Annotated in this window: 12 protein-coding genes and 3 pseudogenes; 7 read left to right on the forward strand and 8 right to left on the reverse strand. The window is 67.3% G+C overall.

Features of this window, described 5'->3' with window-relative positions:
• Positions 1–26 precede the first annotated feature (26 nt).
• From A9K58_RS17930 to A9K58_RS17950, 5 genes and pseudogenes are all read left to right on the forward strand, one after another.
• The gene (locus tag A9K58_RS17930) at positions 27–1,241 is read left to right on the forward strand and encodes an oxygen-independent coproporphyrinogen III oxidase (protein ID WP_065200625.1); all 1,215 of its coding nucleotides are present in this window, start codon (positions 27–29) and stop codon (positions 1,239–1,241) included.
• Between the two features lie 11 nt (positions 1,242–1,252).
• Complete coding sequence (locus tag A9K58_RS17935) at positions 1,253–2,029, forward strand: helix-turn-helix domain-containing protein (protein WP_065200626.1); 777 nt, start codon at positions 1,253–1,255, stop codon at positions 2,027–2,029.
• Positions 2,030–2,049: 20 nt separating this feature from the next.
• Positions 2,050–2,793 (forward strand): molybdate ABC transporter substrate-binding protein, encoded by a 744-nt coding sequence (gene modA, locus A9K58_RS17940; RefSeq protein ID WP_065200627.1) that lies wholly within the window; start codon positions 2,050–2,052, stop codon positions 2,791–2,793.
• Between the two features lie 3 nt (positions 2,794–2,796).
• Entirely contained in the window at positions 2,797–3,480 is a 684-nt protein-coding gene (modB, locus tag A9K58_RS17945) for a molybdate ABC transporter permease subunit (RefSeq protein WP_065200628.1), read from the forward strand.
• A pseudogene (locus A9K58_RS17950) lies at positions 3,470–4,137 on the forward strand (sulfate/molybdate ABC transporter ATP-binding protein). The gene modB and the pseudogene A9K58_RS17950 overlap by 11 nt, the downstream one beginning before the upstream one ends.
• 93 nt (positions 4,138–4,230) lie before the next feature.
• On the opposite strand, the pseudogene A9K58_RS17955 reads toward A9K58_RS17950, so the two are convergent.
• The 4 genes and pseudogenes from A9K58_RS17955 to A9K58_RS17970 form a co-directional block, all read right to left on the reverse strand.
• A pseudogene (locus A9K58_RS17955) lies at positions 4,231–5,759 on the reverse strand (diflavin oxidoreductase).
• On the reverse strand, positions 5,756–6,184 hold the full coding sequence (locus tag A9K58_RS17960) for a PAS domain-containing protein (RefSeq protein ID WP_065200629.1): 429 nt from the start codon (positions 6,182–6,184) through the stop codon (positions 5,756–5,758). The pseudogene A9K58_RS17955 and the gene A9K58_RS17960 overlap by 4 nt, the downstream one beginning before the upstream one ends.
• A 217-nt stretch (positions 6,185–6,401) precedes the next feature.
• The gene (locus A9K58_RS17965) at positions 6,402–6,716 is read right to left on the reverse strand and encodes an AzlD family protein (protein WP_065200630.1); all 315 of its coding nucleotides are present in this window, start codon (positions 6,714–6,716) and stop codon (positions 6,402–6,404) included.
• A complete protein-coding gene (locus A9K58_RS17970; protein ID WP_065200631.1) occupies positions 6,713–7,444 on the reverse strand; it encodes an AzlC family ABC transporter permease in 732 nt (243 codons plus the stop codon). Before A9K58_RS17970 ends, A9K58_RS17965 begins: the two co-directional genes overlap by 4 nt.
• A 126-nt stretch (positions 7,445–7,570) precedes the next feature.
• On the opposite strand from A9K58_RS17970, the gene A9K58_RS17975 reads away from it, so the two are divergent.
• A complete protein-coding gene (locus A9K58_RS17975) occupies positions 7,571–8,035 on the forward strand; it encodes an Lrp/AsnC family transcriptional regulator (protein ID WP_065200632.1) in 465 nt (154 codons plus the stop codon).
• A gap of 21 nt (positions 8,036–8,056) precedes the next feature.
• On the opposite strand, the gene A9K58_RS17980 is transcribed toward A9K58_RS17975, so the two are convergent.
• The 4 genes from A9K58_RS17980 to A9K58_RS17995 all read right to left on the reverse strand — a co-directional run bounded on the left by A9K58_RS17980 (position 8,057) and on the right by A9K58_RS17995 (position 10,888).
• Positions 8,057–8,455 (reverse strand): OsmC family protein, encoded by a 399-nt coding sequence (locus A9K58_RS17980; RefSeq protein WP_065200639.1) that lies wholly within the window; start codon positions 8,453–8,455, stop codon positions 8,057–8,059.
• 116 nt (positions 8,456–8,571) lie between these two features.
• Positions 8,572–9,213 carry a hydrolase gene (locus A9K58_RS17985; protein ID WP_065200633.1) on the reverse strand — a complete coding sequence of 214 codons (642 nt, stop codon included), beginning with the start codon at positions 9,211–9,213 and terminating at the stop codon, positions 8,572–8,574.
• 55 nt (positions 9,214–9,268) lie between these two features.
• A complete protein-coding gene (locus A9K58_RS17990) occupies positions 9,269–9,949 on the reverse strand; it encodes a hydrolase (RefSeq protein WP_065200634.1) in 681 nt (226 codons plus the stop codon).
• A 72-nt stretch (positions 9,950–10,021) separates the two neighbouring features.
• Positions 10,022–10,888, reverse strand: a complete 867-nt coding sequence (locus A9K58_RS17995; RefSeq protein WP_065200635.1) for a pirin family protein — start codon at positions 10,886–10,888, stop codon at positions 10,022–10,024.
• A gap of 151 nt (positions 10,889–11,039) precedes the next feature.
• On the opposite strand from A9K58_RS17995, the pseudogene A9K58_RS18000 reads away from it, so the two are divergent.
• Positions 11,040–11,965 (forward strand): annotated as a pseudogene (locus tag A9K58_RS18000) (LysR family transcriptional regulator).
• The last annotated feature ends 314 nt before the right edge of the window (positions 11,966–12,279 follow it).

Raw genomic sequence — 12,279 nt, forward strand, 5'->3', positions numbered from 1 at the left:
AAGAGGAATGCCCGAAGATGTCCGCCATGAGCTTCCACGTCGACGAGAGCGAGGACACCGCGCTGCAGGCGGCATTGCTGCGGCAGCCCCGGCGCGTGTTGTTCCCGGCGGCGGACCAGTTCAGCACTGGCTTCGGTGAAAGTGGCTGGCGCGCGGCCGTGCGCGCCAGCAACGAGCACCTGATCCCGCGTGGGTTGACCCTGGGTTTCCAGGCGGGCCGCAGCGGCGGCGACGTGCCGCCACAGGCCTATCTGGAGGCTCTGCTGCTGGCCCTGCGCCTGCAGGCCGAGGTCTTGGCCGAGGACCGCGAGGTGGTGGCGATGGTGCTGCAGCTTGGGCTGGCTGAAGCCCTGCCGCCAGCGCAGCTGGGTCGGTTGCTGGATGCGGTGCCACAGTACCTGCGCACCGTCGCGCGTCCGCAGGTGGAGGTGCGGCTGGACGCGGGCAGCGCGCTGTCGCCGTCCCGGTTGCGCGCGGTGGGTTGCACCCGGCTGAACGTGATCGATCGTGCTGGCGCGCCGGGGCCAACCCTGCTGGCGCAGGCGCGTGGAGCGGGATTCACTGCGCGGTACTACCAGCTGCGAGTCCCCGCCGCGGATGACGGCGGTTTCATCGAGCGCCTGCACGAGGTGCTGGCCGAAGCCCCCGAGCGCATCCTGCTGCCGGCACCGTGTGCATTGCCGGAGCACCCCTCCGCTGCCCATTGGCTGCAGGCCTGGCGCCTGCTGCGTGCGGCCGGTTACGAGCCGATCGGGGGTGATCACTACCAGCGCGGCGATCTGCCGGACCCGCATGGTCCGGGCGATGGCCAGCGCCATTGCGACCTGGCCGGGGTGCCACGCCGCGACCGCAGCGATTTCATCGGCCTCGGCCTGTCCGCCTGCGGCCAGATCGGCGAGGTGTTCTACCGGCTGGAGGATGGGCTGGATGAATGGCATGCACGGTTGCAGGCCGGGCACATGGGGGTGTCTGCGGGATTGATCCTGTCCGAGGACGAACGGTTGGTGGCCGAAGTGGTGCAGAGCATCGCCTGCGACCACGCGCTCGATACCGCTGCCTTCGAGTGGCGCAATGACGAACCGTTCGAAGCACGCTTCTCCGGACAGCTGCCGGCACTGTCACCCCTGCTGGCGCGTGGCTGGGCACAGTGGGACGCGCGCGTCCTGCGGCTGTCCGAAGAAGGGCGCCTGCTGTGGCGTATGATGGCTGCATGCTTCCGGCCGGCGGCCGCCATCGCTTGAGTCTTGCCTCGATGTCTTCGAATCCGCCTTCCCAGGGCCGTCCCGGACGGGCCACGCCCAACCCTGCAGCGGCTGATGATGGAGACGCGCTGCATTTCTGCAGTACCTGCGCCTTCTCCGACGCCTGCATGTCGCAGGGCTACGACAAGACGGCGCTGGGCGAGCTGCATGTGCTGGTCGACCATGTCGGCCCTTACCATGCCGGTGACTTCATCTTTCGCGCCGGTGAGTCCTTTGATTCGATCGCGGCAGTTCGCGCCGGCATGGTCAAGACCTTCGTCGACGACAGCCAGGGCAACGAGCAGGTGCTCGGCTTCAGCCTGCCGGGCGAGGTGATCGGCCTGAACGCGATCCACGGTTCGCGCTTTCCGTGCAACGCGGTGGCGCTGGACACCGTGCACCTGTGCCGCATCTCGTTTCCCAAGCTGAGCCTGCTGGCCACGCGCATGCCGGGCCTGCAGGCCAAGCTGTTCAGCCTGCTCAGCGCAGAGATCGGCAAGGTCGCCACGCTGGCGGCCAACCATCGTACCGAAGAGCGCATGGCCGCTTTCCTGCTGGATATGTCCGAGCGTTACGCGCGGCGAGGCTTCTCCGCGACGCGCTTCAACCTGACCATGGCGCGCACAGAGATCGCCAACTACCTGCGGATGGCCCCGGAGACCGCCAGCCGCGTGCTGCGCCGGCTGAGCGATGATGGGATCATCGCGGTGAAGCAGCGCGAGATCCTGTTGCTGCAGCCCGACCGCCTGGCGGCGCTGGCCGTGGCCGACGAAGCGGATCCGAACTGAACATGGCCGGGGAGCCCAGGATGACGCGCGCCGGACTGGTGTTGCTTGGATTGCTGGCCACGATGCCGACGTGGGCGGCTGAGCTGACGGTATCGGCCGCATCGAGCCTGACCGAGAGCTTCCGCGAGCTGGGCGCGGCCTATGAAAAGGCGCACCCGGGGACCAGGGTCGATTTCAACTTCGCCGCGTCCGGCGTGCTGCTGCAGCAGATCAGCCGCGGCGCACCGGTGGATGTGTTCGCGTCGGCGGACGAATCCACGATGGACCAGGCCCAGCAGGAGGCCCTGCTCGCGGCCGGCACCCGCGCGGTGTTCGCGCTGAACGCGCTGTGGGTGGTGGTGCCGCCGCAGGCCAGGGCCGCACCGCGCAGCTTGAAGGACCTGGCCGGTGCCGGCGTGCAGCGCATCGCACTGGGCAACCCGGACAGCGTGCCGGTTGGCCGCTATGCCAAGGGCGCGCTGGAAGCGGCCGGCCTGTGGCCGTCGGTGCAGGGCAGGATCGTCACCACGCAGAACGTGCGCCAGTCACTGGATTACGTGGCGCGCGGTGAAGTGGATGCCGGCTTCGTCTATGCCACCGATGCGCAGGCAATGCCCGGCCGTGTGCGCCGTGCCTTTGCAGTGCCGGTGGCGGGGCGTATCGCCTATCCGCTGGCGGTGACCAGGGCCAGTGCGCAGCCGGCCGAGGCCAGGCGCTTCACCGCCTTCGTGCGTTCGCCGCAGGGCCAGGCGATCCTGGCCAGGCACGGGTTCGGCACGCCCTGAAGCATGGACCTGGACTGGAGCGCGCTGGGGTTGTCGCTGAAGGTGGCCGGTTGGGCCACCGCGATCAATCTGTTGCTGGGCGTGGGGCTGGGCGCGTTGCTGGCGCGGCGGCGCTTTCCAGGCCGCGAGCTGCTGGACGCGCTGCTGACCCTGCCCATGGTCCTGCCGCCCACCGTGCTGGGCTACTACCTGCTGGTGCTGATCGGCCGCAATGGCCCGATCGGTGCGTGGTTGCAGGCCTGGTTCGGCATCAACTTGGTGTTCACCTGGCAGGCAGCGGTGATAGCGGCCGCAGTGGCCTCGTTGCCGCTGGTGTTCAAGCCGGCACGGGCGGCGTTCGAAGAAGTGGACGGGCAGCTGGAGCAGGCTGCGCGCACGTTGGGCGCGTCCGAGGCAGCGGTGTTCTTCCGCATTACGCTGCCGTTGGCCTGGCGCGGCATCCTGGCCGGCCTGCTGCTGGCGTTCGCGCGCGCAATGGGCGAGTTCGGCGCTACCCTGATGGTGGCCGGAAGCATTCCCGGCCGCACGCAGACACTGTCGATCGCCATCTACGAGGCGGTGCAGGCGGGGCAGGACGGCAAGGCGAATGCGCTGGTGATCCTGACCTCGGTAGTGTGCATCTTGATCCTGCTGCTGGCCGCACGGCTGGTGGGCGGGCGCCGCCGGGAGCTGCGCAATGTGGCTTGACCTGCAGGTGCAGCGCCGCCTGCAGGGAGCGGGGCAGGATTTCGTGCTGGACGTGTCACTGCAGTGCACGCAGCGGCAGGTGGTGCTGCATGGACCGTCAGGCGCAGGCAAGAGCCTGACCCTGAAAGCGGTGGCCGGGCTGCTGCGGCCGGGCCAGGGCCATGTGCGCCTGAAGGGGCAGGCCCTGTTCGACGTGGAGACCGGCGTGAACCTGCCGCCGCAGCATCGGCGGCTGGGCTATGTGTTCCAGGACTACGCGCTGTTCCCGCACCTGAGCGTGCGCCAGAACGTGGCGTTCGGCCTGCAGGGTGGGTGTGGAATCCGCGTGCCGGACAGCGCTTCGATGCAGTGGAACAGTGGCTGCAGGCATTCCGCATCGATGCCGTGGGTGATCTGCTGCCCTCGCAGGTATCCGGTGGCCAACGCCAGCGCACCGCCCTGGCGCGCGCATTGGTGACCCAGCCGCAGGCGCTGCTGTTGGATGAGCCGTTCGCTGCGCTGGATCACGACCTGCGCCAGCACCTGCGCCAGGAGCTGGAAACGGTGCTGGACAGGACCGGCATCCCGCTGCTGTTGATCAGCCACGACCCGGAGGACGTTGCGATGTTCGGCCGGCAGGTCGCACGCATGGTGGATGGCCGCATCGTCGGCGATTGACGTGCACCTGTAGAGCCGAGCCCGTGCTCGGCTGCTGTTGGCGGTGTCGCGGAGAGCAGCCGAGCACAGGCCCGGCTCTACAGGATCAATGGATCAATACAGCTCGCAGTGGGTGCGGCCTTCATTGCGCAGCGCATCCCACTGGCCTTCGCCCGCGATGGCATCGATGGCCTCGCGCACTGCGCCTTCCAGGTGGCGCTTGTTGCCGCACAGGTACAGGTGGCCGCCGCGGGCCAGTACGTCGCGCACTTCGGCGGCGCGCTGCTGCAGTACATGCTGCACATAGACCTTTTCGGCGCCATCGCGCGAGAACGCGGTATGCAGGCCGGCCAGCACGCCACGGCTGTACCAGTCCTGCAGCTGTTCGCGGTACAGGTAATCATGCTGGCTGTGTTTCTCGCCGAACACCAGTGCACCTCGCGCGCGCAGGCGTTGGCCTGCTGCTCCTGCATCAGGCCCATCAGTGGCGCGATGCCGGTACCGGTGCCGATCAGCAGCAGCGGGGTTCCAGCGCTGTCGGGCAGATGGAAGCCGGGGTTGGAGCGGCAGTACACGCGGGCGTGGTCGCCACCCTGCAGCAGGCTGCCGGTGGCGGTGCCCAATCGCTCACGGCCGCGCAGGCTGTAGCGCACTTCGCGCACGCACAGGCTCAGTTGGTCGTCGCACGGGTGCGAGGCGATCGAATAGGCACGCGGCAACGGCGGTGACAGCAGCTCGCGCAGTCGTGCCAGCGGCACGCTGTCCGGGGTCGCGTGGTCCTGCAGCACATCCAGCAGGTCCAGGCCGTGCAGGTAGGCATCCAGCTCGCGCTTCTGGCTGATCTTCAGCAGGCCCTTCAGCCCCTCGCTGCCGCCCAGCCTGGCCAGTTCGCGCAGCACGCCCTTGCCCAGCAGGCGCAGCTCGCGGTCATGCAGGGCGGCCACGGCAGCCGCGTCGCCATACCAGGCGGCGAGTGCCTGCAGCAGTGCCGGGTCGTTTTCCGGCACCACGTGCAGGGTGTCACCTGCGCGGTAGGCCATGCCGCTGCCGGCGATGCCCAACTGCAGGTGCCAGGCCGCAGGTTCGCTGCTGTTCAGGCGGCGACGTTCAAGAATCGGCGCGACGAAGGCGTTGTCTTCGCCATAGGCGGTGACCTGCAGGCGCAGGCCCTGGCCGGCATTGATGTCGCCGTCCAGCACCTGGCCGAGGACTGGCTGCCATTGCCGGAAGAACTGCTCGTAGCCCAGGTCGGCATCCACGCGGTGCAGCAGTGGCTGTGCCTGGCGCTCGCTCAGCGCGGCATCCAACGCCTTGGTGAAGCCACAGAAGCGGGGATAGCCGGTGTCACCCAGGCCGAACACCGCGTAGCGCAGGCCGGTCAGTGCCGGTGTCTGGCGCAACGCTTCGTAGAACATCTCGCCGTTGGCGGGTGGTTCGCCATCGCCGAACGAGCTGGAGATCGCCAGCAGCACGTCGCCATGGCCGAGACTGGCCACGTCGATGTCGTTGAACGGAAGCACCTGCGGGCCGTGCGGTTGCAGGCCCGCGCCCAGGCGGTGGGCCAGTGCGCGGGCATTGCCCGACTCTGACGCAAAGCCCACCAGCAGCCGGTTGATGGGCGTGCGGGATGGCAGGGCGTTCACGCGGCCTCGTAGAAGTCGTCGAACTTTTCCTTGCTGAACTCGACCAGATCGTAGTTCTGCATCAGGTCGTTCACCACGCGGCGGATGCTGATGTACGAGGTGATGTTGCCCTCGGTGTCGAACAGCGGTTGCACGGTGGTGTCCACTACATAGAGCACGCCGCCCTTGCCGAGGTTGGGCACGATGCCGGTCCAGGTCTTGCCGGCCTTGATGGTGTCCCACATGTCCTTGTACACGGCCTTGGGTACATCCGGGTGGCGCACGATGCTGTGCGGCTGGCCGATCAGCTCTTCGCGGGCGAAGCCGGTGAGCGTGCAGAACAGGTCGTTGGCGTAGGTGATGTTGCCCTGCAGGTCGGTGGTGGAGATCACCATGACGTTCTGCATGGCATTCAGCAGCTGGGCATTGTCGGGGGTATAGCTCATCGCAGGGTCCTTGTGGAGGCCGGCCACGCCGGCGTGTTCAGGTCCTGCATAGAAATACGCCCGCGTGGCGGCGGGCGGTTTGATATTGGTCAAGCGGATGCCGGGATCGGCTGCGACCCGGTGTCGCAGGGAGGTTCTCTGTAGAGCCGAGCCCATGCTCGGCTGCGGTGACCGTTACAGCCGAGCGTGGGCTCGGCTCTACAGCAAGGGCAAGGCGTCAGCCCAGCAGGTAACGCAGGGCTCCGGCCGAGACCACGCCGATCAGCACGGTCGGCAGCATCGACAACCGGGTGGCGGCCAGCAGGGTGATGGCCAGTGCGGCCAGGTCGGCGGGCTTGTCGGCGACGAAGTCCGGGGCGATCACCGAGATCAGCACGCAACCCGGCGCGGCTTCCATTACCGTCACCGCGCGCCGGCCCAGCGTGCGGTTGCGCAAGGCGAGGAAGCCGACGATGCGGGTCAGGTAAGTGGCGCCGGCCATCAGCACGATGGCCAGCGCCGACGTCCAGTGGATCAGGCCGTTGAAGATCATGCCGCGTCCTCCGCCAGCATCCAGGCGGCCACCAGGCCCGCCAGCGCGCCGCTGGCCACATACCATGCACCGGGTACCAGCAGGTAGGTGGCCGCAGCGACCACCAGGCTGACCAGCCACGGTCGTGCGGCCTTCATGCCCTGCCACATGCCGCGCAGCAGTACCAGGAACACGGCGGGGAACGCCATGTCGAAACCATAGGCGTGGATATCACCCAGCAGCGGGCCGGCGATCGCGCCCAATGCAGTGCAGGCCACCCACACCGTATAGAGTCCGGACGACACGCCCAGGTAGTAGGCGAGGCTGAAACCCAGCGCACGTCGGCGCGCGTCGGCGACGCCCATCGCCCAGCTTTCGTCGCACATGAAGAACAGCGCCGGCAGCACGCGGCGGCGTGGCAGGTGCTGCAGCAGCGGGGCCAGGCTGGCGCCCATCAGCAGATGGCGGCTGTTGACCAGCGCGGTGATCGCCACGATCAGCGCGATGTGCGGCGGCGAGGTCCACAGTTCGATCGCTGCGAATTCCGAACCGCCGGCGAAGTTGAGGCCGGTCATCAGCGGTACTTCCAGCGCGCTCAGGCCTTTCTGGGCCGCCTGGGCACCGAGCACCAGGGCGAAGGGGATGAAGCCGACCATCACCGGCACGGCGGCGCGCAGGCCGCGCAGGAATTCGGCACGCGGTGCGGTATTGCAGGTGTCGGGCAGGGGCAGGGTGGTACGGGCGTCCATGAAACGACAATGGGTTTGGGGGTGGCCCATGCTAGCGGTCCGATCGCGAAATCGGGTTGCGTTGGTGCCAGTGGATTGTGGAATATTGGAATTCCATGCGTAGATTGCGTCCACGGGTGAAATCCAATGCAGTATCAGCTCGACAACCTCGATCGGCGCATTCTTGACGCACTGCAGCGCGACGGTCGCCTGCAGAACCTGGAGCTCGCCCGCCAGGTGGGGCTCTCGCCTTCAGCGTGCCTGCGCCGGGTGCGGTTGCTGGAGGAGGGCGGATACATCGATCGCTACGTGGCCCTGCTGAACGAGGCCAGGGTCGGCCGCGGTTTCACGGTGTTCGTCCGGGTCTGGCTGCGGGGGCAGGACGAAGACACCACCAACCACTTCATCGACAGCATCAAGTCGCTGCCGGAAGTCCTGGAATGCCATCTGATGGCCGGTGACTGCGACTTCCTGCTGCGGGTTGCGGTGGCGGACCTCGATGCCTACCGCCAGTTCCAGATCCAGCACCTGAACCGGATTGCCGGCGTGCAGAACACCAAGACCGAGATTCCGATGCAGCGGATCAAGCAGACCACCCGGTTGCCGCTGTGAGAGGCCAGGCGAGCGTTGCGGTCACCCGGCACGGCCGCGCTCGCTGGTGATCCGCGCACCCTCACGCATCACCAGGGTGACCGGCGTCTTCTCCACCACCTCCAGCAACCGCTGCCACTGCGCATCGCTCAGCTCGGCACTGGCATGCAACACGCGGTGCACGTGGAAGCGCCCATCCTCGTCGCGCTGCGAGCGCAGCTCGGCGTGGAACTCGCCCAGCTCCCAGCCCTTGCGCTGCGCGTACATGCGCAGGGTGATGGCGGTGCACGCCGCCAGCGAGGCCAGATACAGGTCGAACGGCGCGAAGCCCTTGCCCTGGCCACCTAGCGAGGCTGGTTCATCGGCGTCCACATCGAAGTGGCCATTGCTGATGTGGTGCAGGTAATTGTCGGCGGTTGAAACAATGCGTGCGTAGGCCATCACGTTCTCCATCAATCCATGGCGTCGAGCCACGCTCGACCAAACCCACTGTAGCGTCGAGCCATGTCGACGGCTCCCCAAAGGCGGCGCCAGCCAGGACCGGCGCCGCCACCCGGTTACTCGCTACGATCGTACGAGAACTGGATGCCCGCGGTACCGCCGGTTTCAATGAAGAGGTTCATGAAGGCCGGCACCGTTTCCGAACGGGCCCAGTCGCGCTGCAGCTCGCAGAACAGCTGCGGCACGCTGATGAGCTGGCCGCCGGCCTGTTCGATGCGGCGCAGCGCGGCATCGTGCGCGGCCAGCGAGGTGCCGCCGACGGCGTCGACCACCACATACACCTCATAGCCTTCCTTCAACGCGTCCAAGGCCGGGAAGGTCAGGCAGGCCTCGGTCCACAGCGCGGTCATGATCAGCTTGCGGCGGCCGGTGGCTTCCACCGCCTTGCGGAACTCGACGTCCTCCCAGGAATTGATGGTGGTGCGGTCGTAGGTGGGGTAGTCGCCCAGCACCTTGCGCAGCTGTGGAATCGGCGGCTTGTTCAGGCCGGTCTTGACGTTGACCGTCGAATGCACGATCGGCAGACCGTAAGCCACTGCGGCCTTGGCGGTGCCGACAATGTTGTTGACCAGCAGCTGGCGGTCCATCGAGGCGATGGAGTTCACCTGCACCGGCTGGTAGTCGATGATGATGAAGGCGGAATTCTGCGGGGTCAGCAGATGATCGCTGGCCGGGTCGCGGATCGGTTCACTGGACATGATGGGTCTCCGGTTGAGAGGCGTGCCGACAGCGGGCCGGCACCCTGGGCGTAGGTCAGCTGCGCTGCGAATCCAGTGGTTCGTGGTTCTTCTGCACGTCCTGCGCCTTCAGGTAGCTTTCGATCAGCAGCTGGTAGTTCGGGAAGATCTTGGTGTAGACCTCGGCCCACTGCTGGGCATCGTCGCGGTTCCAGCTGCGCTGGATCTCCGAAGCCACCGCGGCGGTGTCCATCGGCACCACGCCGGCCTGCACCACCCGGGCCAGGGTGATCTCCTCGGCCATCTTCGAGTAAGTACCCGACGCGTCGATGACCGCGAACACCTGGTAGCCATCGGCGACGGCGGCGATCGACGGGAAGGCCATGCACACGCTGGTGATGGTGCCGGCAATGATCAGCTGCCTGCGGCCGGTAGCCTTCACGGCAGCAACGAAGTCCGGGTTGTCCCAGGCGTTGATCTCGCCCTTGCGTGCCACGTACTGGGCATGCGGGGCCGCGTCGTGGATCTCCGGGATCAGCGGGCCGTTCGGGCCCTGCGGCACCGAGGCGGTGGTGATCACCGGCATCTTTGCCAGCGTGGCCATCTTCGCCAGCGCGGTCGCATGTGCGCGCACCGAAGTGAACGGCATGTCACCGATGGTCTGGAACAGGCCGCTCTGGTGATCGATCAGCAGCATCGCGGCGTTGTCCGGATCGATCACCGGGCGGGCACCGTTGAAGTTGGCGGGGGTACTCATGGTCAGTCTCCTGGAGAAGGTGGGCGATGGCCCGGAAGGTGCGGCGGACCAATGCCCGCCGCATTGAAACGATCAGTGCGCGATCTGGCCGAAGCGGCCGCTGTTGAAGTCGTTGACCGCCTGCGCGATCTCGGCCTGGCTGTTCATCACGAACGGGCCATAGCCCACCACCGGCTCGTCGATCGGCTCACCGCTGAGGAGCAGTACGGTGGCGTCGCTGTCGGCGTCGACGAACACGTCCTCGCCGCTGCGGTCGAAGGTGACCAGCTGTGCCTCGCCGACCGGCTGGCCGCCGTTGATCCGCACCGTGCCCTTCAGCACCACCAGCGCCAGCGTGCGGCCCTCGGCCACCGGCAGTTCGGCGTGGTGGCCCTGCCGCAGGCGGATGTCCCAGACATCCATCGGCGTGTGGGTGCGGGCCGGGCCGGCATGACCGTCGAAGCGGCCGGCGATGACACGCACGCGCCCGGCACCTTCAGGCAGTTCAACCGAGGGGATCTGTGCGTCGAGCAGGGTCTGGTAGCCCGGTGCACCCATCTTGTCCTGCGCCGGCAGGTTCACCCACAGCTGGACCATGTCCAGCGTGCCGCCCCGCTTGCTGAACTCGGGTGTGTGGAACTCCTCGTGGAGGATGCCGGAGGCAGCGGTCATCCACTGCACGTCACCCGGGCCGATGGTGCCGCCGGCGCCGGTTGAATCGCGGTGGGCGACCTCGCCCTCATAGACGATGGTGACGGTCTCGAAACCGCGATGCGGATGCTGGCCGACCCCGCGCGGGGTATCGCTGGGGGCGAAGGTATAAGGGCCGGCGTAGTCCAGCAGCAGGAACGGGCTCAGGTGCTGGCCGTGCGTGTTGTAGGAAAACATCGAGCGGGCGGGGAATCCGTCGCCCACCCAGTGCGGGCGCGGGGCGCTATAGGTACCGGTGACACGCTTCATGGCGATCTCCTGGCCGGGGCTGCCGGCCGCTGTTCTTCGTTGCAGGAGACGATATCGCCGCGACAATTAGGCCGGTAGACGCCAATATTTGCCGTCATAGTCCTATCTGGTGAACAATGGGTGCGCGCCTTGCGCCACAGGAGATCGCCCCGTGTTCATCGCTGATATCCGCCGTTGCGACCTCAACGACCTGTTCTACTTCGCCATGGTGGTCGAGCACGGCGGCTTCTCGCAGGCCGGCCGGGCACTGGCCATGCCGAAGTCGAAACTGAGCCGGCGCATCGCGCTGCTGGAGGAACGGTTGGGCGTGCGCCTGATCCAGCGTTCGACCCGACGCTTCTCGGTCACCGAGGTCGGCCAGGACTACTACCGCCATTGCAAGGCCATGCTGGTCGAGGCCGAAGCGGCCGAAGAAGCGATTGCGATGTCACGCGCCGAGCCGCGCGGCACCATCCGCCTGGCGTGCCCGATCGCGATCCTGCATGCGCGCATCGGCGCGATGCTGGCTGATTTCCTGGCCCTGTACCCGCAGGTGACGGTGCAGCTGGAGGCCACCAACCGGCGCGTGGATGTGGTGGGCGAAGGCATGGACGTGGCGATCCGGGTGCGGCCGCCGCCGCTGGAGGACAGTGACCTGGTGGTTCGCGTGCTGGCGCGCCGGGTCTGGTGTACCAGTGCCAGCCCGGCGCTGCTGCAGCGGCTGGGCACGCCGCAGGTGCCGGCCGACCTGGCGATGATGCCGACCGTCGATCTGGCATCACCCAGCCAGCAACACGCCTGGGAATACACCGGGCCGGGCGAGGTGCTGGCCACCGTGCACCATCGCCCGCGGCTGGTCAGTGATGACATGATCGCGCTGCGTACCGCCGCGGTGGCCGGGGTGGGCCTGCTGATGCTGCCGCGGATGATGATCAGCGATGAGCTGGCCAGTGGCGCGCTGGTGCCGGTGCTGCCGGAATGGGTGCCCCGGCACGGGATCGTGCACGCGGTGTTCCTTCGCGACGGGGGCTGCTGCCGGCGGTGCGTGCGTTGATCGACTACCTCGCCGAGCGTTTCGAGGCGTTGGACGAGCCCTAGGTCTTCCATCCACGCACAGCGTGGATCTTATCTCTTGCCGATCTGGCACCTTGGGTGCCGAGAGCCCGGCGTGGGCGACCGTGTGGATCCAGGTCTTGCGACCGAGAAGTAGCTTGGGTCCCCACGCCGGATTCTCCCTGAACCGCCCGAACAGTTGGTTGAGTTGGCGCTCGAACTGATAAGACTGGGCAAGCGGGGGGGAGCTCTCGACCCTGTCAGCCTAGCGGAGTTCTGCCATGTTTGGGATTGGGATCGATGTGAGCAAAGCCACGCTGGATGTGGCCGTCCATGGAGAGCAGTTTCGCCAATTCAGC

It is taken from the genome of Stenotrophomonas maltophilia (genome assembly GCF_001676385.1).
In the GTDB taxonomy this organism is placed as follows: domain Bacteria; phylum Pseudomonadota; class Gammaproteobacteria; order Xanthomonadales; family Xanthomonadaceae; genus Stenotrophomonas; species Stenotrophomonas maltophilia_J.

Bases quoted from the DNA above. Each gene is read 5' to 3' on its own strand.
- A9K58_RS17930 (WP_065200625.1), top strand. From the start codon at position 27: ATGAGCTTCCACGTCGACGAGAGCGAGGACACCGCGCTGCAGGCGGCA.
- A9K58_RS17935 (WP_065200626.1), top strand. From the start codon at position 1,253: ATGTCTTCGAATCCGCCTTCCCAGGGCCGTCCCGGACGGGCCACGCCC.
- modA (WP_065200627.1), top strand. From the start codon at position 2,050: ATGACGCGCGCCGGACTGGTGTTGCTTGGATTGCTGGCCACGATGCCG.
- modB (WP_065200628.1), top strand. From the start codon at position 2,797: ATGGACCTGGACTGGAGCGCGCTGGGGTTGTCGCTGAAGGTGGCCGGT.
- A9K58_RS17960 (WP_065200629.1), bottom strand. From the start codon at position 6,184: ATGAGCTATACCCCCGACAATGCCCAGCTGCTGAATGCCATGCAGAAC.
- A9K58_RS17965 (WP_065200630.1), bottom strand. From the start codon at position 6,716: ATGATCTTCAACGGCCTGATCCACTGGACGTCGGCGCTGGCCATCGTG.
- A9K58_RS17970 (WP_065200631.1), bottom strand. From the start codon at position 7,444: ATGGACGCCCGTACCACCCTGCCCCTGCCCGACACCTGCAATACCGCA.
- A9K58_RS17975 (WP_065200632.1), top strand. From the start codon at position 7,571: ATGCAGTATCAGCTCGACAACCTCGATCGGCGCATTCTTGACGCACTG.
- A9K58_RS17980 (WP_065200639.1), bottom strand. From the start codon at position 8,455: ATGGCCTACGCACGCATTGTTTCAACCGCCGACAATTACCTGCACCAC.
- A9K58_RS17985 (WP_065200633.1), bottom strand. From the start codon at position 9,213: ATGTCCAGTGAACCGATCCGCGACCCGGCCAGCGATCATCTGCTGACC.
- A9K58_RS17990 (WP_065200634.1), bottom strand. From the start codon at position 9,949: ATGAGTACCCCCGCCAACTTCAACGGTGCCCGCCCGGTGATCGATCCG.
- A9K58_RS17995 (WP_065200635.1), bottom strand. From the start codon at position 10,888: ATGAAGCGTGTCACCGGTACCTATAGCGCCCCGCGCCCGCACTGGGTG.